18 protein-coding genes are annotated in these 18524 nt (G+C 73.0%); 11 read left to right on the top strand and 7 right to left on the bottom strand.

Going from position 1 to position 18524, the window contains the following annotated elements:
* Nucleotides 1–155 precede the first annotated feature (155 nt).
* A complete protein-coding gene (locus QSJ97_RS05130) occupies nt 156–1583 on the bottom strand; it encodes a TldD/PmbA family protein (RefSeq protein WP_285670554.1) in 1428 nt (475 codons plus the stop codon).
* A gap of 217 nt (nt 1584–1800) precedes the next feature.
* On the opposite strand from QSJ97_RS05130, the gene coxB reads away from it, so the two are divergent.
* The 6 genes from coxB to QSJ97_RS05100 all read left to right on the top strand — a co-directional run bounded on the left by coxB (nt 1801) and on the right by QSJ97_RS05100 (nt 6175).
* Nucleotides 1801–2688 carry a cytochrome c oxidase subunit II gene (coxB, locus tag QSJ97_RS05125; protein ID WP_285670552.1) on the top strand — a complete coding sequence of 296 codons (888 nt, stop codon included), beginning with the start codon at nt 1801–1803 and terminating at the stop codon, nt 2686–2688.
* Between the two features lie 61 nt (nt 2689–2749).
* Nucleotides 2750–3718 carry a heme o synthase gene (locus QSJ97_RS05120; protein WP_285670551.1) on the top strand — a complete coding sequence of 323 codons (969 nt, stop codon included), beginning with the start codon at nt 2750–2752 and terminating at the stop codon, nt 3716–3718.
* A 15-nt stretch (nt 3719–3733) separates the two neighbouring features.
* Nucleotides 3734–3874 carry a cytochrome c oxidase system small membrane protein gene (locus tag QSJ97_RS05115; RefSeq protein WP_285670550.1) on the top strand — a complete coding sequence of 47 codons (141 nt, stop codon included), beginning with the start codon at nt 3734–3736 and terminating at the stop codon, nt 3872–3874.
* A 4-nt stretch (nt 3875–3878) separates the two neighbouring features.
* On the top strand, nt 3879–4493 hold the full coding sequence (locus tag QSJ97_RS05110; protein WP_285670549.1) for a cytochrome c oxidase assembly protein: 615 nt from the start codon (nt 3879–3881) through the stop codon (nt 4491–4493).
* Between the two features lie 41 nt (nt 4494–4534).
* Nucleotides 4535–5356, top strand: coding sequence for a cytochrome c oxidase subunit 3 (locus QSJ97_RS05105; RefSeq protein WP_285670548.1), 822 nt, complete (start codon nt 4535–4537; stop codon nt 5354–5356).
* Between the two features lie 141 nt (nt 5357–5497).
* Complete coding sequence (locus QSJ97_RS05100; protein WP_285670547.1) at nt 5498–6175, top strand: SURF1 family protein; 678 nt, start codon at nt 5498–5500, stop codon at nt 6173–6175.
* On the opposite strand, the gene QSJ97_RS05095 is transcribed toward QSJ97_RS05100, so the two are convergent.
* Nucleotides 6172–7428, bottom strand: coding sequence for an MFS transporter (locus tag QSJ97_RS05095; protein WP_285670546.1), 1257 nt, complete (start codon nt 7426–7428; stop codon nt 6172–6174). The genes QSJ97_RS05100 and QSJ97_RS05095 overlap by 4 nt on opposite strands.
* 217 nt (nt 7429–7645) lie before the next feature.
* Between QSJ97_RS05095 and thrC the strand changes: the two genes are divergently transcribed.
* The 3 genes from thrC to QSJ97_RS05080 are packed head-to-tail and all read left to right on the top strand — an operon-like array spanning nt 7646 to nt 10898.
* Complete coding sequence (gene thrC / locus QSJ97_RS05090; RefSeq protein ID WP_285670545.1) at nt 7646–9037, top strand: threonine synthase; 1392 nt, start codon at nt 7646–7648, stop codon at nt 9035–9037.
* Entirely contained in the window at nt 9034–10305 is a 1272-nt protein-coding gene (locus QSJ97_RS05085) for a M16 family metallopeptidase (RefSeq protein WP_285670544.1), read from the top strand. Before thrC ends, QSJ97_RS05085 begins: the two co-directional genes overlap by 4 nt.
* Before the next feature lie 5 nt (nt 10306–10310).
* Nucleotides 10311–10898 carry a GNAT family N-acetyltransferase gene (locus QSJ97_RS05080; RefSeq protein ID WP_285670543.1) on the top strand — a complete coding sequence of 196 codons (588 nt, stop codon included), beginning with the start codon at nt 10311–10313 and terminating at the stop codon, nt 10896–10898.
* A gap of 79 nt (nt 10899–10977) precedes the next feature.
* Here QSJ97_RS05080 and QSJ97_RS05075 read toward each other — a convergent pair whose 3' ends face one another.
* Nucleotides 10978–11565 (bottom strand): YqgE/AlgH family protein, encoded by a 588-nt coding sequence (locus QSJ97_RS05075; protein ID WP_285670541.1) that lies wholly within the window; start codon nt 11563–11565, stop codon nt 10978–10980.
* 133 nt (nt 11566–11698) lie between these two features.
* On the opposite strand from QSJ97_RS05075, the gene QSJ97_RS05070 reads away from it, so the two are divergent.
* The gene (locus tag QSJ97_RS05070) at nt 11699–12535 is read left to right on the top strand and encodes a protein-disulfide reductase DsbD domain-containing protein (protein WP_285670540.1); all 837 of its coding nucleotides are present in this window, start codon (nt 11699–11701) and stop codon (nt 12533–12535) included.
* 54 nt (nt 12536–12589) lie between these two features.
* Here QSJ97_RS05070 and rpoH read toward each other — a convergent pair whose 3' ends face one another.
* A complete protein-coding gene (gene rpoH, locus QSJ97_RS05065) occupies nt 12590–13492 on the bottom strand; it encodes an RNA polymerase sigma factor RpoH (RefSeq protein ID WP_285670538.1) in 903 nt (300 codons plus the stop codon).
* A 64-nt stretch (nt 13493–13556) separates the two neighbouring features.
* Nucleotides 13557–14630, bottom strand: a complete 1074-nt coding sequence (locus tag QSJ97_RS05060) for an RluA family pseudouridine synthase (protein ID WP_285670664.1) — start codon at nt 14628–14630, stop codon at nt 13557–13559.
* 46 nt (nt 14631–14676) lie between these two features.
* Here QSJ97_RS05060 and QSJ97_RS05055 point away from each other — a divergent pair, with 46 nt between their 5' ends.
* The gene (locus QSJ97_RS05055; RefSeq protein WP_285670537.1) at nt 14677–15120 is read left to right on the top strand and encodes a DUF6476 family protein; all 444 of its coding nucleotides are present in this window, start codon (nt 14677–14679) and stop codon (nt 15118–15120) included.
* Between the two features lie 214 nt (nt 15121–15334).
* On the opposite strand, the gene QSJ97_RS05050 is transcribed toward QSJ97_RS05055, so the two are convergent.
* Nucleotides 15335–17335: a putative bifunctional diguanylate cyclase/phosphodiesterase gene (locus QSJ97_RS05050; RefSeq protein WP_285670535.1), complete on the bottom strand. Its 2001-nt coding sequence runs from the start codon at nt 17333–17335 to the stop codon at nt 15335–15337.
* A 56-nt stretch (nt 17336–17391) separates the two neighbouring features.
* Nucleotides 17392–18498, bottom strand: a complete 1107-nt coding sequence (locus QSJ97_RS05045; RefSeq protein WP_285670534.1) for a P1 family peptidase — start codon at nt 18496–18498, stop codon at nt 17392–17394.
* Nucleotides 18499–18524 lie beyond the last annotated feature (26 nt).

The raw sequence follows: 18524 nt of genomic DNA, 5'->3' as shown, positions 1-18524 counted from the left end.
GCCCGCCGATCGGCAGGCCGGATGCCCGCCGGCCGGCAGCTCCCAAGCCGGCGCCAGATGCCGGGCGCGACGCCCCGCCGCCTCCCATGGGTGGGCCACGCTGCCCGGGCAGCCGCCGCGACATCTCAGGGGTGGGGGAGGCGGCGGGCCCGGCCTCAGCCGGCGCCGGCGCCGCCCACCGTGAGCCCGCCGATCAGCAGCGTCGGCTGGCCGACCCCCACCGGCACGCCCTGGCCGTTCTTGCCGCAGGTGCCGACGCCGGGATCCATCGCCATGTCGTTGCCGACCGCCCGGATCCGCCGCAGCGCCGAGGGCCCGTCGCCGATCAGCGTCGCGCCCTTCACCGGATGCAGCACCCTTCCGCCCTTCACCCGGTAGGCCTCGGTGCAGGAGAACACGAACTTGCCGTTGGCGATGTCGACCTGCCCGCCGCCGAAGCCGACGGCATAGATCCCGTCCTCGACCTCGGCGAGCACCGAGCCCGGATCCGCCTCGCCGCCGAGCATGATGGTGTTGGTCATCCGCGGCATCGGGATATGCGCATAGGACTGGCGCCGCCCGTTGCCGGTGGGCGCCACCCCCATCAGCCGGGCGTTCTGCCGGTCCTGCATGTAGCCGGTGAGCACGCCGTCCTCGATCAGCACGGTGCGGCCCGAGGGGGTGCCCTCGTCGTCGATGGTGATCGAGCCGCGCCGGTCCGGGATGGTGCCGTCGTCGATCACCGTGATGCCCTTCGCCGCGACCTCCCGGCCCATCAGCTCGGTGAAGGCCGAGGAGCCCTTGCGGTTGAAGTCGCCCTCCAGCCCGTGGCCGATCGCCTCGTGCAGCAGGATGCCGGGCCAGCCCGGGCCGAGCGCCACGTCCATCACCCCGGCCGGCGCATCCTCGGCCTCGAGATTCACCAGCGCGATGCGCAGCGCCTCCTCGGCGGTGGCGCGCCAGGCCGCGGGCGCGATCAGCCGGGCGAGGTCGTGCCGCCCGCCGCCGCCGGCCGAGCCGCTCTCGCGCCGGCCGTCCTTCTCGACGATCACCGAGACGTTGAGCCGCGCCATCGGGCGGTGATCGGTCAGGCGCAGGCCCTCCGGCCGCAGGATCTCGACCTCCTGCACGCCGTTGGCGAGGCTCGCCGAGACCTGCACCACCCGCGGGTCGCGTTCGCGCAGGAAGGCGTCGATCTCGCGCAGCAGCGCGATCTTGGCCGCCACCGGCTGCTCGGCGACCGGGTCGAGCGGGCGGTAGCGCGCCGCATTGGTGCCGGCCGGCGGCGGCGCCAGCACGCCGCCGCCGTCGCGCGCCGCCAGCCGTGCGGTCTCCGCCGCACGCTTCAGCGCCGCCTCGGAGATCTCGGTGGAATGGGCATATCCCGCCGTGGCGCCGGCCACCGCGCGCAGGCCGAAGCCCTCCGCCGCATCGTAGCTCGCGGTGCGCAGCCGGCCATCGTCGAAGCCGAGGACCTCGGCGCGGCGCCGCTCGAGGAACAGCTCGCCATCCTCGGCGCCGGCCACCGCGTCGCGCAGGATGGCCAGCGCCCGGTCCGCGTCGAGCGCCGTCTCGAACGGCTGGAATCGGTCGGTGTCGTGCATCTGGTCCTCCGTCGCCCGAACGGGCCTTCTTTCCACGTCTGCACTGACCTCGGTCAAGCGCATCGAGCCTCGCGGCGACTTGCCGCGCAGCGCTCGCTTGTTGCAGTTGGTCCTCTAGGTGATACAGCATAGCTGAAAAGGCAAACGGGCCGGGGGCAGGATTCCCTGCGGCCCCGATCCCTCACGCGACCGGAGCGACAGGACGATAGCGATGATCATGCGAAAACTTGCCCCCACCGTTCTCGCCGCCGCGGCGGCCCTTGCCGCCCTTCCCGCGCTCGGCCAGGAGCCCACGGGCAAGCCGCATGCGCTCGGCACCGGACTGCAGCGCCCGGTCACCAGCCACGCCGCCGACCTGGTCTGGCTCGACGACATGCTGCTGGTGATCATCGGCGTGATCGTGGTCTTCGTCACCGGGCTGATGGCCTACACCATCTGGCGCTACCGCGAGAGCCGCAACCCGGAGCCGGAGACCTTCACCCACAATGCCGCCGTCGAGGTGGTCTGGACCGCGGTGCCGGTGCTGATTCTGGTGGTGATCGCGATCCCCTCGCTGCGCCTGCTCGACGCGCAGATGACCGTGCCGACCCCGGAGCTGACCATCAAGGCCACCGGCAACCAGTGGTACTGGGACTACGAGTATCCGGACGAGGGCATCGAGATGTCGGCCTACATGATCGGCAGCCCGGCGATGGACGGCCAGAACATGCTGACCGACGAGGTCCGCGCGCAGCTCAAGGAATACGGCTATTCCGAGGACGAGTTCCTGCTCGCCACCGACACCCGCATCGTCGTGCCGGCCGACACCAACGTGCACCTGCTGGTGACCGGCGCCGACGTGATCCACAACTGGGCGATGCCGGCCTTCGGCATCAAGATCGACGCGATCCCCGGCCGCATCAACGAGGCCTGGTTCAACGTCAGCGAGCCCGGCACCTATTTCGGCCAGTGCTCGGAGCTCTGCGGCCTCGCCCATGCCTACATGCCGATCGTCGTCGAGGTGGTGCCGCAGGAGGAGTATGACGCCTGGGTCGCCGAGCAGGTCGCCCGCCGCGAGGAGAGCTCGCGCGTCGCCCAGGCCCCGGCCGTGACCGCCGCCGACTGATCCGCGCCTTCCCCGGGGCCGCGCCCGCGGCCCCCTCCGACACGCAACCCCGAGGCCCCCGTTGACCGACGCCAGCACCCAGCTCGCCCAGGACTACGACATCGCAACCACCGGCGAGGCGCAGTTCGGCGACTACATCGCCCTCCTGAAGCCCCGCGTGATGCGGCTCGTGGTGTTCACCGCGCTCGCCGCCATGGCCGCGGCGCCGGCGGGCGAACATCCGGTGGTGGCGCTGGCGGCGCTGATCTGCATCGCCGTGGGGGCCGGCGCCTCGGGCGCGCTCAACATGTGGTGGGACGCCGATATCGACGCCGAGATGTCCCGCACCGCCGGCCGGCCGATCCCCTCGGGCCGGGTCGGGCCGGAGGAGGCGCTCGGCCTCGGCATCGGGCTCTCGATCCTCTCGGTCGGCACGCTGGCGGTGGTCGCCAACCCGCTCTCCGCCGCGCTGCTGGCCTTCACCATCTTCTTCTACGCGGTGATCTACTCGATCTGGCTGAAGCGCGCGACGCCGCAGAACATCGTGATCGGCGGCGCCGCCGGCGCCTTCCCGCCGGTGATCGGCTGGGCCGCGATGACCGGCGAGGTGACGCTGGCGCCGGTGCTGATGTTCCTCGTGATCTTCCTCTGGACGCCGCCGCATTTCTGGGCGCTGGCGCTGTTCCGCAACGACGACTACACCCGCGTCGGCGTGCCGATGATGCCGGTGGTGGCGGGCGAGCCGGCGACGCGCCGGCTGATCTGGCTCTACAGCCTGGTGCTGGCGCCGCTGCCGGTGCTGCTGGCGCTGACCGAGGCGGGCGGGCCGCTGACCCTCGCCGCGGCGCTGCTCGGCAACCTGGTCTTCCTGCTGCGCGCCCGGGTCGTGGCGCAGCGCAGCGCCGAGGCCGCCGCCGCCGACCGCTATGCCGCGGAGAAGCGCCTCTTCGGCGTCTCCATCGCCTATCTCTTCGCCATCTTCGCTGCCGTCCTGGCCGATGCGGCGCTGGCCGCGCTGCTGCCCGGCCTCGACTGGCCGGCCTGGATCTGACCCCGGAGGCTGCCCATGCAACGCGACCACGAACTGCACAAGCGCCGGCGCGGCCGCAATCTCGGCGTGCTCGCGGTGCTGCTCGGCTTCGCGGCGCTGCTGTTCATCGTCACCATCGTCAAGATGGGCGGCAACAGCGCCAATCCCTGGGGATGAGCCGATGACCGAGACCCCGAAGCCCGGGAAACCGGAGGCCCGGCCCGAGCCGCCCCGCCAGCGCCCCGATCTCCGCAAGAAGGCGCTGCCGCTGTTCGGCGTGGCGCTCGGCATGCTCGGCATGGCCTATGCCGCGGTGCCGCTCTACGACCTGTTCTGCCGCGTCACCGGTTTCGGCGGGCGCCCGATGGAGCGCACCGAGGCCGCCGCGGAGGTGCTCGACCGCACCATCACCGTGCGCTTCGACGCCTCCACCGCCTCGGACATGCCCTGGGAGTTCCGCCCGGTGCAGACCACCACCGAGATCCGGATCGGCGAGACCGGGCTGGCCTTCTACGAGGCCTACAACCCGACCGACCGGCAGATCACCGGCACCGCGAGCTTCAATGTCGCGCCGTTCTCGATGGGCGGCTATTTCGTGAAGATCGACTGCTTCTGCTTCACCGAACAGACCCTGGCCCCCGGCGAGCGCGTCTCGATGCCGGTGACCTACTATGTCGATCCCGAGATGCTCGATGACAGCGAGACCGAGGGGGTGAGCACCGTCACCCTGTCCTATACCTTCTACGAAACCGAGCCCGCCGAGGATGACGACGGCCGGCGCGCGGCACTCGACTGAGACGAAAACCACGGGCCTGCGGAGCCAGCGGAGGACGAGCCATGGCACATGAGAAGAATCACGACTACCACATCCTGGAACCGAGCCCGCTGCCGCTGCTGGGCGCCATCGGCGCGCTCATCATGCTTTCGGGGGCGGTGCTGCTGTTCCACGACGTGACCCCCTGGGTCTTCGTCCTCGGCTTCCTGGTGGTGGGCTACACCATGTATTCCTGGTGGTCGGAGATGGTGCGCGAGGCGCATCAGGGCGACCACACGCCGGTGGTGCGGATCGGCCTGCGCATGGGCTTCATCCTCTTCGTGATCTCGGAGGTGATGTTCTTCTCGGCCTGGTTCTGGTCGTTCTTCAAGCACGCGATCTTCCCGATGGTGGGCGATATCGGCGATCTGACCATGGCAACGGCGGATGCGCCGGACGGGGTCTGGCCGCCGGTGGGGATCACCACCTTCGATCCCTGGAACCTGCCGCTGATCAACACGCTGATCCTGCTGCTCTCGGGCTGCACCGTGACCTGGGCGCACCATGCGCTGATCGAGGGCAAGCGCCCGCCGCTGCTCTACGGGCTGCTCGCCACGGTGCTGCTCGGCGCGCTGTTCACGATCTTCCAGGCCTACGAGTACAGCCACGCGGCGTTCAGCTTCTCGGGCAACATCTACGGCGCCAACTTCTTCATGGCGACGGGCTTCCACGGCTTCCACGTGATCGTCGGGACGCTGTTCCTCTTCGTCTGCCTGATCCGGGCCAGCCGCGGGCACTTCACCGCCGAGCAGCATGTCGGCTTCGAGGCGGCGGCCTGGTACTGGCACTTCGTCGACGTGGTCTGGCTGTTCCTGTTCGCCGGCATCTACATCTGGGGCGGCTGAGCCCCGACGGGCGGCGGGGCGCGGGCGCGATCGCCCGCAAGCCCGCCACCTCCCCCGCCCACCCACCCGGAGGCGGCGGGCTTGCGGGCGCCCGGCCTCGGCCGCGGCGCCCGTTTCCTTGCCGCCAGAGGAGCCTCGATCATGGCTGTGAACCGCCGGGCGATCGCGCCCATCCTGCTCGGGGTCGTCGGCGTCGCGGTGCTGCTCGGGCTCTCGGCCTGGCAAGTGCAGCGGCTGGCTTGGAAGGAGGGGCTGATCGCCCGCCTCGAGGCGCGCCTCGCCGCCGCGCCGGCGGCGCTCCCGGCAGCGCCGGACCCGGAGCGCGACGCCTTCCTGCGGGTGGCGCTGGAGGGGCGGCTGGCGCCGGGCATGGCGCGGGTGCTGACCACCAGGCGGCCGCATGGCCCCGGCTACCGGGTGATCGCGCCGGTAGAGACCGCGGACGGGCGCCTGGTGCTCGCCGATCTCGGCTATGTGCCGGAGGCCGAGGCGGCCGGGGCGCTGCCCGCGCCGGGCACGCCGATCACGCTTACCGGCGCGCTGTTCTGGGCCGCCGGCGATGCCTTCACCCCGGAGCCGGACGCGGGGGCCGGGCTGTTCTTCAGCCGCGAGGTCGCGCCGCTCGCCGCCGCGCTCGGCACCGAGCCGCTGCTGGTGGTGGCGGAGCGGCATTCGCTGGGCGCCACGCCGGAGGCCGAGAGGCTCGGCGTCAACCTGCCGAACGACCATCTCGGCTATGCCCTGACCTGGGGCGGGCTGGCGCTGGTCTGGGGGGTGATGAGCGTGCTCTGGCTGCGCCGGGCGCGCCGCGGCGCCTAGCGCGCCGGCCCCTTCGACGGGCCGTCCCCCGCTCCGCCGGCGAGCCCGCGCGGGTCGAGCCGGGCCGCGACCTGCTGCGCCTGCGGCGACAGCGCCCGCGCCGCGGCGAGCTGCTCCGGCGCCGCCCGGCTGGCGATGCGGGCGAGCGCGGTGGCCGCCGTCGCCGCCTGGGTCAGCGCCAGCAGCGCGAACAGCGCCCAGGGGCCGAACGCGCCGATCACCAGCGGCCCGCCGCCGGCGCCGAGGAAGGTGCCGAGCGACATCGCCATCACCAGCGTGCCGCTGGCCGGCACGAACTGCCCGGGGGTGAGCTGGTCGTTGGCATGGGCGATGGCCAGCGAGTAGATCGGGAAGGTCAGCGCCGCCACCCCGGCCACCGCCAGCGCCAGCCAGCTCTCGGCCAGCCCCGCGGCGATCAGCGCCGCGAGCAGCGCGCCGCCGCCTGCGAGCCCGGCCAGCACGCGGCGCCGGTCGGTCCGGTCGGAGAGCCAGCCGGCCGGCACCTGCACCGCGGCGCTGGCCAGCGTCGCCGTGGTCAGCAGCAGCCCGGCCTCGGCCACGCCATAGCCGCGGGCCAGCGCGAACAGCGGCACCGCGACATAGAACGCGCCCTGCGCCACGCCGTTCAGCATCGCCCCGGTCACCGCCATCGGCGAGATCCGGTAGAGCGCGCCGAGGCCCATGCGCTCCGGCACCTCGAAGCGCGGCACCGGCGAGGCCACCGCCAGCACCGGCACCAGCGCCAGCGAGATCAGGATCGAGACCAGCCCGAACAGCAGCGCGCCGGAGGGGTCGGGGATGCCGACCATCGCCTGGCCGATCGCGCCGCCGAGGGTCTGGGTCACCACATAGATCGACAGCAGCGCGCCGCGGCTGCGGTTCTCGGCGGCGGCGTTCAGCCAGCTTTCGGCGACGATGTAGAGGCCGGGGAAGCAGAACCCGGCCAGCGCCCGCATCGCCCCCCAGCTCCAGGGATCGGCGGTGACCAGATGCACCACCGCGGCGGTCGAGCAGAGCGAGGCCAGCGTGCCGAAGGCGCGGACATGGCCGACATGGATCACCAGCCGCGGCACCAGCGCCGCCCCGGCCAGCGCGCCGAGCGGATAGCAGGCCTGCATCAGCCCGATCGCGGTCTCCGAGAAGCCGAGCGTGGTGCCGCGGATCGAGAGCAGCGTCACCAGCAGCCCGTTGGACAGCATGATGAGCAGGGTGCCGAGGAACAGCGGCCAGTTGGAAATGCATGCGCGCCACATATATCCGCCCCTATCAGTCCGGCATCGGCACTGCCATCGCGAATGCGACACCCGCCGTCGCAGGCGTCGCTGCGGCGGCCTCGGCGATTGCCGAGCCCCTCGGCTTCGCGCTAAGCACGGGGAAACGCCGAGACCCATTTCCAGACCGAGGCCCCGGGCCGCACCGCGGGCCACGCCCGGACCGACACGGACCACGCAGAACCAGGACCCTCGCCAAATGCGCTACATCAGCACCCGCGGACAGGCTCCCGCGCTGCCCTTCGAGGAGACCATGCTCACCGGGCTCGCCCGCGACGGCGGGCTCTATGTGCCCGATGCGCTGCCCCGCTTCACCGCGGAGGAGCTGCAGGCGATGGTCGGACTGCCCTATGAGGAGGTGGCGCTGCGGGTCATGCTGCCCTTCGTCGAGGACAGCATCGACGCGGCGACGTTCCGCACCCTGATCGGCGAAGCCTACAGCGGCTTCGGCCATGCGCTGCGCTGCCCGCTGGCGCAGACCGGCCCGAACGACTGGGTGCTCGAGCTGCATCACGGGCCGACCCTGGCCTTCAAGGACGTCGCCATGCAGCTGATCGGCCGGCTCTTCGAGTTCGTGCTGAACCGGCGCGGCGAGCGGGTCACCATCGTCGGCGCCACCTCGGGCGACACCGGCTCGGCCGCGATCGAGGCGTTCCGCGGCAACAGCGCGGCGGATGTCTTCATCCTCTTTCCGCATGGCCGGGTCTCGGAGGTGCAGCGCCGGCAGATGACGACGCCGGCGGATGCCAATGTCCACGCGCTCGCGGTCGAGGGGGATTTCGACGACTGCCAGGCGCTGGTGAAGGCGATGTTCAACGATTTCGCCTTCCGCGACGAGGCCGGGCTCGCCGCGATCAACTCGATCAACTGGGCCCGCGTGATGGCCCAGACGGTCTACTACTTCACCGCGGCGCTGGCCCTCGGCGCGCCGGGCCGGCCGGTGTCGTTCTCGGTGCCGACGGGCAATTTCGGCGATATCTATGCCGGCAACGTGGCCCGCGGCATGGGCCTGCCGGTGGAGAGCCTGGTGATCGCCACCAACGAGAACGACATCCTGCACCGCTGCATGCAGACCGGCGAGTATCGCCGCTCGGAGGTGGTGCAGACCACCGCGCCCTCGATGGACATCCAGGTCAGCTCGAACTTCGAGCGGGCGATCTTCGACGCGCTGGACCACGACGCCTATGCCGTGGCCGAGCTGATGCAGGCGCTCTCCTCCGGCGGCTTCACGCTGGGCGCCAACGCGATGTCGCGGCTGCGCGCCAGCTATCACAGCGCCCGGGTCAGCCAGAGCGAGACCGCCGAGACGATCGCCCGCATCCATGCCGAGACCGGGCAGATCCTCGACCCGCATTCCGCCATCGCGGTGCATGGCGCGGCGCAGGTCCGCGGCAATCCGCAGACCCCGATGATCGCGCTGGCCTGCGCCCATGCCGCCAAGTTCCCCGATGCCGTGGAGGCCGCCTGCGGCATCCGCCCGCCGCTGCCGCCGCGGCTCGCCGATCTCTACGAGCGCGAGGAGCGCATGACCGTGATCGCCAACGACCTTGCCCAGATCCAGTCCCTGATCCGGGAGCGCCGCCAGCCATGACCCTGCCCACCACCGTCGAGACCACCCGGCTCGCCAACGGCTTCCGCATCGTCACCGAGCACATGCCCGGGCTCGGCTCGGCAGCGCTCGGGATCTGGATCGAGGCCGGCGCCAACCACGAGCGCGTCGAGGAGAACGGCATCGCGCATTTCCTCGAGCACATGGCCTTCAAGGGCACCGCCCGGCGCAGCGCGCTGGCGATCGCCGAGGAGATCGAGGATGTCGGCGGCTATCTCAACGCCTACACCTCGCGCGAGCGCACCGCCTATTACGCCCGGGTGCTGCCGGACGACGTGCCGCTGGCGCTCGACATCCTGGCCGACATCCTGCGCGAGCCGGCGCTGGCCGAGGGCGAGATCGAGACCGAGCGCGGCGTGATCCTGCAGGAGATCGGCCAGTGCCTCGACACGCCGGACGACGTGATCTTCGACTGGCTGCAGGAGACCGCCTTCCCCGACCAGCCGATGGGCCGGGCGATCCTCGGCCCGCCGGAGCGGGTGCGGGCGTTCTCGCGCACCGATCTCTCGGGCTTCATCGGCCGCCACTACCGGCCCGGGCAGATGATCCTCTCGGCCGCCGGCGCGGTCGACCATGACGCCATCGTCAGGCTCGCCGAGAGCCTCTTCGCCGACATGGCGCCGCAGCCGCGCAGCGCCCGGGCAGAGGCCCGCTATGGCGGCGGCGAGCGGCGCGTCGAGAAGGAGCTGGAGCAGGCGCATTTCGCCCTCGCGCTGCCGGCCCCGGCCTATGCCGACCCGGATTTCCACGCCGCGCAGATCCTCGCCACCACCCTCGGCGGCGGCATGTCCTCGCGGCTCTTCCAGGAGGCGCGGGAGAAGCGCGGGCTGTGCTACGCGATCTTCGCCCAGGCCGCCGCCTGGGCCGATTGCGGGCTGTTCATGGTCTATGCCGGCACCGGCGCCGAGGATGTCGGCGAGCTCGCCAACCTCACCGCCGACGAGCTGGCCCGCGCCGCCGCCGATCTCTCCGAGACCGAGATCGCCCGCGCCCGCGCGCAGACCAAGGCGGGGCTGGTGATGGGGCTCGAGAGCCCCTCCTCCCGGGCCGAGCGCATGGCCGCGATGATGTCGATCTGGGGCAAGGTGCTGCCGCTCGAGGAGACCGTGGCGAAGATCGACGCGGTGGATGCCGCCGCCGCCCGCGCCGTCGCCGCGCGCATCCTCGCCGGCCCGCCGAGCCTGGCGCTCTATGGCCCGGTGCAGCGGGCGCCGGATGCCGCGGCGCTGGCCCGGCGCCTCGCCGCCTGACGCCGATGTTCGTGCGCCGCCAGCGCTCCGAGCCGGAGATCGAGACGCCGCGGCTGCTGCTGCGCCCGCCGCGGCTCGCCGATTTCGAGCCCTGGATGACGCTGCGCAACGAGAGCCGCGATTTCCTCGTGCCCTGGGAGCCGGCCTGGGCGCGCGACCATCTCTCGATCCGCGCCTTCCGCAACCGCGTCGCCTGGGCCGAGCGGGCGATCCGCCACGGCGAGGCGTTCCCGCTGTTCCTCGTCGGGCGCGAGAGCGGCGAGATCATCGGCGGCATCACCCTCTCGAACATCCGCCGCCAGCCGGCGCAGGCCGGCACCCTGGGCTACTGGACCGGCCAGCGCCACGCCCGCCGGGGCTACATGACCGAGGCGCTGGCGGGGCTGCGCGACCATGCCTTCGGCGTGCTCGACCTCTCCCGCCTCGAGGCCGCCTGCCTGCCGGACAACGCCGCCTCGCGCCGCCTGCTGGAGCGCTGCGAGTTCAAGTATGAGGGGGTGGCGCAGTCCTATCTCCAGATCAACGGGCGCTGGCGCAACCACGTGCTCTATGCCGCGCTCCGGGCCGACCGGCGCGGCCGGGTCGAGCGCTGAGCCGCGACCGCCGCCGGCGCGGGGCCGGAGCGGGCGGGGTGGGCGGGCGGGAGCCCGGTCCGGCCCCGCGCCGGCCGCCTCAGGCGCGGCCGCCGGTCGAGAGCAGCGCCGGATCGACCCCGATCTTGGCCATCGCGCGCGTCCATTTGGTCTCGTTGTCGGCGTCGAACAGCAGCTCCTCGTCCGGCGCGCAGTAGAGCCAGCCATTGCGCTGGATCTCCGCCTCGAGCTGGCCCGGCGCCCAGCCGGAATAGCCGAGCGCCACCATCGCCCGCTCCGGCCCCTGGTCCTCCGCCATGGCGTGCAGGATGTCGAGCGTCGCGGTCATCGAGGTCTCGTCGTCGACCTTCAGCGTGGCGTTCTCGGAATGGTAGTCGGCGCTGTGCAGCACGAAGCCGCGCCCGGTCTCCACCGGCCCGCCGAAGCGCACCCGCTCGGTGGCGATCTCGCCGGTGGCCGGGATCGAGAGCCGCTCGAACAGGTCCTTCAGCGCCAGCGTCTCGGCGGGCTTGTTGACGATCAGCCCCATCGCGCCGTCGTCGGAATGCGCGCAGAGATAGACCACCGTCTTGTGAAAGCGCGGGTCCTGCATTCCGGGCATGGCGATCAGCAGCTGGCCGGCGAGGAAATCCGTCCGCACGGCGGGCCCGGTTTCCGGGCCGGTCATGGAGAGCGGATCAGGGTCCGTCGGGGGCATGCGGCTATGTTTGCTCCATCCCTTGCAAGGCGCGACGTCGGGGCGCGCGGCCTGTCGCGAATATGTTATCCTCACGCATCTCAGCGTTGCATATATCGGGATCATGAGCACGCAAAAAAAGATCCTCCGCGCGGCGGCCGCGGCCTGTCTCGGGCTGTGCGCGCTGCTGTCGGCGCCGGCCGCCACGGCGCAGTCGCTGGTCTCCACCGGCCGCTCCTTCGTGCTGCCGGACCTGCTGCCCGGCCGGCTCGAGGGCGATACCCGCCTCGCCGGGCTGCGGCTCGCCATCGCGCCGGGCTGGAAGACCTACTGGCGCGCCCCCGGCGAGGCCGGCGTGCCGCCGCGCTTCGACTGGTCCGGCTCGCGCAACCTCGCCCGCGTCGAGGTGCTCTGGCCGCGGCCCGAGATGTTCGAGAGCTTCGGCATGCGCACCATCGGCTATTCCGGCGAGGTGGTGCTGCCGCTGCGCCTGGTGGCCGAGGACCCGGCGGCGCCGATCACCCTCTCGCTCGGGCTCGAGCTCGGCGTCTGCCGCGACATCTGCGTTTTCGAGCAGACCCGGCTCGAGGCGCATTACCCCGCCGCGCTGGTCGCCGGCGATGCCGCGATCGCGCTGGCGCTGGCCGAGGTGCCGCGCGGCGGCACGGCGGCCGGGGTCGAGGGCGCGGTCTGCCGCATCGAGGGCGCCGGCAAGGAGCGCCGCTTCTCCGCCGATCTCGCGCTCGCCGACACGCCGCGCCATCCGGTGGTGGTGATCGAGGGGCCCGAGGAGGCCTGGTTCCACGACATCGCGCTGGCCCCGGCGGGCCGGCATCTCGGCGTCGAGGCGGCGGTGTCGCTGCCCGAGAGCGCCTGGCTCTCCCGCAGCGACATCCGCATGACCGTGCTGGCCGACGGCTATGCCGCCGATATCCGGGGCTGCACCGCGCCGGCCGGCTGACCTGCCGGCACGCCGCCGCGGGGCAGGGCGGCGCGGGGCCGGCGCCCCGGCCGCTCAGACCCGCGCCAGCATGCCCTTCTCGCGGGCCAGCTCGCGCATCTTCTTCTGCAGCTTCTCGAAGGCGCGCACCTCGATCTGCCGGATCCGCTCGCGGCTGACCTTGTATTCCTGGCTCAGCTCCTCGAGCGTCACCGGGTCCTCGCGCAGCCGGCGCTCGGTGAGGATGTGCTTCTCGCGCTCGTTCAGCCCCTCCATCGCCGCGATCAGCAGCTCGTGGCGGGCCTCCATCTCCTGGCTCTCGGCATAGGCCAGCGCCTGGTCGGCATCGTCGTCGGCCAGCCAGTCCTGCCACTCGCTGGTGCCGTCGCTGTCGCCCTTCAGCGGCGCGTTCAGCGAGCTGTCGCCGCCCGAGGAGAGCCGGCGGTTCATGTTGACCACCTCCTCCTGGTTGACGCCGAGATCCTTGGCGATCTTCTCGACATGCTCGGGCCGCATGTCGCCGTCCTCCAGCGCGCCGATCTTGCCCTTGGCCTTGCGCAGGTTGAAGAACAGCTTCTTCTGCGCCGAGGTGGTGCCGAGCTTCACCATCGACCACGAGCGCAGGATGTATTCCTGGATGCTGGCGCGGATCCACCACATGGCATAGGTGGCGAGGCGGAAGCCCTTCTCCGGGTCGAACCGCTTGACCGCCTGCATCAGCCCGACATTGGCCTCCGAGATCACCTCCGCCGTCGGCAGCCCGTAGCCGCGATAGCCCATGGCGATCTTGGCGGCGAGGCGCAGATGCGAGGTCACGAGCTTGTGTGCCGATTCCCGGTCGCCCCGGTCGGCCCAGGCCTTGGCCAGCATGTACTCCTCTTCCGGCTCCAGCATCGGGAACTTGCGGATCTCCGAGAGATACCGGCTCAGCCCCTGCTCCGGAGACGGCGCAGGAAGGTTGGCATAGGTATTCGACATAAACTGCGTCCCCTTTCCAGTGCGGGCTGTCGCGGCAGTGCAACCGCCGCGGCCCGGTCAAGGCTTAACGTAGGCCGGCGCGGTTCCGGCGCAATATGTCGAGCAGCGCCTGCATGTCGGCCGGCGGCGGCGCCTCGAAGGCGAGCGCGGCGCCGGTGACCGGGTGCTCGAAGCCGAGCGCCGCGGCGTGCAGCGCCTGCCGGCCGAAGCCGGCGAGCGCCGCGGCCAGCGCCTCCGGGGTCTCCTTCGGCAGCGGCTTCGGCCGGCCATAGACCGGGTCGCCGATCAGCGCATGGCCGATATGCGCGGCATGGACGCGGATCTGGTGCGTCCGCCCGGTCTCCAGCCGGCACTCGGCGAGGCTGGCGAGCGGCGCCGCCCCGGCCGGGCCATAGCGCTCGAGCACCCGCAGATGGGTCACCGCCCGGCGGCCGCCGCCGCGCACCACCGCCATGCGCTGGCGGTCATGCGTGTGGCGCGCGATCTGCGTCTCGATCCGGATCCCCTCGGCCGAGAAGGAGAGCCCCGGCAGCCCGGCGAGGCGCGGCTCCTCGCGCCCCGGCGCGCCGCGCAGCACCGCGAGATAGCGCCGCTGGGTGCTGTGCGCGGCGAACTGGCGCGCCAGCCCCTCATGCGCCGCCTGGGTCTTGGCGACCACCAGCAGCCCGGAGGTCTCCTTGTCGATCCGGTGCACGATGCCGGGCCGCGCGGTGCCGCCGATGCCGGCGAGGCTGTCGCCGCAATGCGCCAGCAGCGCGTTGACCAGCGTGCCGGTCTCGGCGCCCGGCGCGGGGTGCACGACCATGCCGGCGGGCTTGTCGACCACCACGAGATCGGCATCCTCGTGCAGGATCGCGAGCGGGATCGCCTCGGGCTGCGGCTCCGCCGGGGCCGGCGGCGGCAGGTGCACGGTGAAGCGCTCGCCCGCGGCGGGCTTGCGCCGCGGCTCGCGCGCCGGGCTGCCATCCGGCCCGATCACCGCGCCGGCGGCGATCAGCTGCGCGAGGCGCGAGCGCGACAGGCCGGGAATGTCGCCGGCGGCGATCGCCAGCGCGCGGTCGAGCCGGAGCCCGGCGCCGTCGGCACCGATCTCGAGCGTCACGGGCGCCGCTGCGGACGGCGCGGAAGGGTCCGGCATCGCGGCGCTTTCGCCCGGCGCCGGATTGGCATAGAGAGGGCCGGTCATGATCGATCCCCAGTCCGTGTCGCCGGCGCGCGGCGCCCCGCCCCCGCCCGATGACGAGGCCCCGGAGCCGCCCGCGCTGCGGCGCCTGCGGCTGCTCGTGAGCCTGCTGATGGCGGTGCTGATCCTCGGGACCATAACGGTCTCCGGCGCCCTTGTCATGCGTCTCGGCATGATCGGCCCGGGCGCCGCGCCGGAGCCGGCCGCGGGGGCCGGGGGCGCCGCCGCGGTTGCCCCGCCGGCGATGGACCCGGTGGCGGTTGCGGCGGAGGCGCTGGCGCTGCCGGAAGGCGAGCGGGTGGTGGCGGTCGGCCGGGCCGGGCCGGAGCTGCTGCTGGTCACCGAGGATGCATCCGGCACCGAACGCCTCCGCGGCTACGATGCCGCGACCGGGGCGGCGCGCTCCGTCACCCGTCTCGAGCGCGGGCCTGCCGGAACCGACTGACCTGGCGCCGGCCGGTCCGGCAGCAACCGATCGGGCAGCAACCGATCCCGCAACGGCCGATCCGGCGCCGGCCGACCGGGCGCCGACCGAGCAGACGCCGACGGACCGGAGGCCAACCGAACGGGCGCCAACCGGCCGGGCGCCGACCGATCAGATGCCGACTGACCGGGCGCCGGCCGGTCCGGCGCCGGCCGGTCCTGCGGCGCGCGCCCGCTCAGGCCGCCGCAATCAGCCGCCCGGCGCTGCGCCGGCCCTCGTGCTCGGCGATCCAGCCCGGCAGGGCGGCCGCCGGCATCGGCTTGCCGATCACGAAGCCCTGCAGGTCGTCGCAGCCCATCTCGATCAGCAGCCGCCATTCGTTCTGGCTCTCGATGCCCTCGGCCATGGCGGAGATGTCGAGCGCCTTGGCGAGGTGGATCATCGCCTGGGTCATCTTGCGCAACTCCGGGCGCAGATGCAGGTCGCGGATGAAGGAGCGGTCGATCTTCAGGCGGTCGACGCTGAGATGGCGCAGATAGGAGAGCGCCGCGTGGCCGGTGCCGAAATCGTCGAGGTCGATATGGTGCCCGGCCCGCGACAGCGCCGCGACATTGGCGAGGATCGGGTCGGTCTCGTCCTCGATCAGCGCCGATTCGAGCACCTCGATGGCGAGATCGCGCGGCGCCAGCCCGACCCGCTCGAGATCGAAGGCAAGGATGTCGGCGAGCTCGGGGCTGCGCAGCTCGCGTGCGCCGAAATTGATCGAGACCCGCGGCACCTCGAGGCCCTGCGCGCGCCAGGCCGCCAGCGCCTCGAGCGACTTGCGGATCATCACCAGCGTGATGCGGTGGCCGAGATGCGCCTGCTCGGCGATGTCGAGGAAGAAATGCGGGTTGAGCACCCCGCGCTCGGGGTGGCGCCAGCGGGCCAGCGCCTCGACCCCGGTGATCCGGCCGGAGGCGGCCTCGATCTGCGGCTGGAAGAAGGGCTCGATCTCGTCGCGCACCAGCGCCTGCAGCAGCTCCTGCGCGGTCTGGCGCCGGGCCGCGAGGCGCTCGCGCATGCCGACGGAGAAATACACCGAGCCGCCCTCCTCGCGGGCCCGGGCGCGGGCGATGTCGGCATTGGCCAGCAGCTTCTCGGGATCCTCCCCCGGGGCGCTGCGCGCGGCGATGCCGATCACCGCCTCGAGCGAGACCTGGTGGCCGTCGATCTCCACCGGCTGGGCGAGCTGCTCGATGATCTCGACGGCGAGCTCCTGCAGCTGCTCGGGATCGGTGCGCCGGCCGGTGACGAGGACGAACTCGTCGGTGCCGGTCCGCGCGAGGATGTCGGCGGTCATGGCGATCTCGCCGAGCGACTCGGCGGCATAGCGCAGCAGCTGGTCGCCGGCCTCGCGGCCCAGCGTGGTGTTGATGGCATGGAAGCCGGCGAGGTCGATATGCAGCAGGCCGAGCGGCGCGCCCGGCGCGATGCGGGCCAGGCTCTCCTGCAGGTTGCGGCGGTTCGGCAGGTTGGTCAGCCCGTCGAACAGCAGCGAGCGCTCGACCCGGCTGTTGGCCTCGAGCAGCGCCTCGGTGCGCGCCTCGACCTCGCGCAGCACCGGCCGGCAGGACCAGAGCCACTGCGCCAGCAGCAGCAGCAGCGCGCCGAGGCCGAGCGCCAGCCCGGCGCCGCGGATGTTCCCGGCCAGCTGCTCGGCGCGGCCGCGCTCGATATCGATCAGCGCGCCCATCCGGTCCGAGAGCTCGCGCTGGGTCAGCAGCCGCAGCCGCCGCGACGCGGCGCGCGTCGCCGCCGTCGCCGGCGCGGCGCCGAGCACCGCCATCTGCGCCGCGATCTCGTCGAGCAGGGCGCGCACCGGCCGCGGCCCGTCGTCGAGCGCCGCGATCAGCGCCGGATGCGAGACCGCGCGCAGATCGCCGAGCGCCGTCTCCGCCTTGCCGTGGAACCTGGCATAGAGGCCCTGCAGCCGGCCGAGGATGATCACCCGGTGCTCCGGGCTGCCGGCGCGCTGCAGGCGCACCGCCTCGATCCCGACCCGCTCGCCGAGCACCCGCGCGCGCTCGAGCTCCAGGGTCACGGTGCCGTGCCGGTCATAGGCCGCCACCAGCAGGCTCAGCGCCACCGCGCTGGCGACGAAGATCGCCGCGCTGATCGCCACGCTGGCGAACATCGACACCCGGATCCGCACGAACAGGCGGCGATCCTCCCAGTCGGAGCGGCCCGGCGACATCTCTGCGGCGCAATCCTGCATGCGGCCATGCTCGCCGCGGCAGGCTTAAGAAGCCGTTAAGATGCCGGATCCGCGCCGCCGCGCAGCGCCGGAATGCCGGCAATGCCGCGCGCCTCGTGGGCGCCGCGCATCACCGCGCGGGCCAGGCAATCCGCCGCCAGGGCACCGATTCGGGCGATCTCGGCCGGCTCCGACACCGTCTCCCGCACCGCGCCGCGCCCGGTCGCCAGGGCAAACACCACATCGCCGTCGAGCGGCCCGTGCACCGGGCGAATCGCCCGCGCCAGCCCGTCCTGCGCCATCGCCGCCACCCGGGCCAGGCCGTCGCGGTCGAGCGCCGCATCGGTGGCGACGACGCCGAGCGTGGTGTTGCCGGGCATCGCCGCGCCGCCCTGCCCCGGCCCCGGTCCTGGCCCCAATCCCGGTCCCGGCTCCGGCTCCGGCGCCGCCGCGGGCGGGCGCAGGCCGCCGAGCTCGCCCGCCATCTCGAGCCACCAGGCCCAGTAGCAGCCGCTGCCCGGCATGGTCACCCGCCCGGCCGGGTTCACCGCCGCCAGCGCCCCCACGGTGAGCCGCCCGTCGGTGACCGAGGCGCTGCCGAGCCCGCCCTTCACCGCGGCCGGCCCGTGCCCCACCGTGGCGCCGCGCCCGGCGCCGGCATTGCCGAGCGCGAAATCCGGCCCCGCCGCGGCACAGGCGGCCTGCCCGAGCCCGCGCCAGGGCGGCTCGTCCCAGTCCATCGGGTCGGCGCGGCGCTCCGCCAGCAGGTCGAACAGCACCGCCGCCGGCACGATCGGCACCAGCGCCGCGCCGAGCCGGAAGCCGCGCCCGGCGCGGCGCAGCCAGTCCATCGCCCCGTCCGCCGCCGCGAGCCCGTAGGCCGAGCCGCCGGAGAGCACCAGCGCATGCACCGCGCGCACCGTGCGGCCGAGCGCCAGCAGGTCGGTCTCCCGCGTGCCCGGCCCGCCGCCGCGCACATCCGCCGCCGCGGCGCAGGGGCCGTCGGGCAGCACCACCGTGGTGCCGGTGAGGCGGGCGGGGTCCTCGGCATTGCCGACGGCCAGCCCGGCCACGTCGGTGATCAGGTTGCGCGGGCCGGGCCGCAGCATGCCCGCCCCCGTTCCTGCCGCCGTCCCTGCCCCCGCCGCAATCGCCGCCGCCATCGCCGTCTCCCCGCCTGTCCCCGCCG

This window comes from Paralimibaculum aggregatum (assembly GCF_030270585.1).
Classification (GTDB): Bacteria; Pseudomonadota; Alphaproteobacteria; order Rhodobacterales; family Rhodobacteraceae; genus Thermohalobaculum; species Thermohalobaculum aggregatum.
Note: the sequence above shows the minus strand (reverse complement) of the source record. Positions and strands in the feature narration are given on the sequence as shown.

Coding starts and splice junctions, on each gene's coding strand:
- QSJ97_RS05130 (WP_285670554.1), bottom strand. CDS start 1,583: ATGCACGACACCGACCGATTCCAGCCGTTCGAGACGGCGCTCGACGCG.
- coxB (WP_285670552.1), top strand. CDS start 1,801: ATGCGAAAACTTGCCCCCACCGTTCTCGCCGCCGCGGCGGCCCTTGCC.
- QSJ97_RS05115 (WP_285670550.1), top strand. CDS start 3,734: ATGCAACGCGACCACGAACTGCACAAGCGCCGGCGCGGCCGCAATCTC.
- QSJ97_RS05110 (WP_285670549.1), top strand. CDS start 3,879: ATGACCGAGACCCCGAAGCCCGGGAAACCGGAGGCCCGGCCCGAGCCG.
- QSJ97_RS05105 (WP_285670548.1), top strand. CDS start 4,535: ATGGCACATGAGAAGAATCACGACTACCACATCCTGGAACCGAGCCCG.
- QSJ97_RS05100 (WP_285670547.1), top strand. CDS start 5,498: ATGGCTGTGAACCGCCGGGCGATCGCGCCCATCCTGCTCGGGGTCGTC.
- QSJ97_RS05095 (WP_285670546.1), bottom strand. CDS start 7,428: ATGTGGCGCGCATGCATTTCCAACTGGCCGCTGTTCCTCGGCACCCTG.
- thrC (WP_285670545.1), top strand. CDS start 7,646: ATGCGCTACATCAGCACCCGCGGACAGGCTCCCGCGCTGCCCTTCGAG.
- QSJ97_RS05085 (WP_285670544.1), top strand. CDS start 9,034: ATGACCCTGCCCACCACCGTCGAGACCACCCGGCTCGCCAACGGCTTC.
- QSJ97_RS05080 (WP_285670543.1), top strand. CDS start 10,311: ATGTTCGTGCGCCGCCAGCGCTCCGAGCCGGAGATCGAGACGCCGCGG.
- QSJ97_RS05075 (WP_285670541.1), bottom strand. CDS start 11,565: ATGACCGGCCCGGAAACCGGGCCCGCCGTGCGGACGGATTTCCTCGCC.
- QSJ97_RS05070 (WP_285670540.1), top strand. CDS start 11,699: ATGAGCACGCAAAAAAAGATCCTCCGCGCGGCGGCCGCGGCCTGTCTC.
- rpoH (WP_285670538.1), bottom strand. CDS start 13,492: ATGTCGAATACCTATGCCAACCTTCCTGCGCCGTCTCCGGAGCAGGGG.
- QSJ97_RS05060 (WP_285670664.1), bottom strand. CDS start 14,630: ATGCCGGACCCTTCCGCGCCGTCCGCAGCGGCGCCCGTGACGCTCGAG.
- QSJ97_RS05055 (WP_285670537.1), top strand. CDS start 14,677: ATGATCGATCCCCAGTCCGTGTCGCCGGCGCGCGGCGCCCCGCCCCCG.
- QSJ97_RS05050 (WP_285670535.1), bottom strand. CDS start 17,335: ATGTCGCCGGGCCGCTCCGACTGGGAGGATCGCCGCCTGTTCGTGCGG.
- QSJ97_RS05045 (WP_285670534.1), bottom strand. CDS start 18,498: ATGGCGGCGGCGATTGCGGCGGGGGCAGGGACGGCGGCAGGAACGGGG.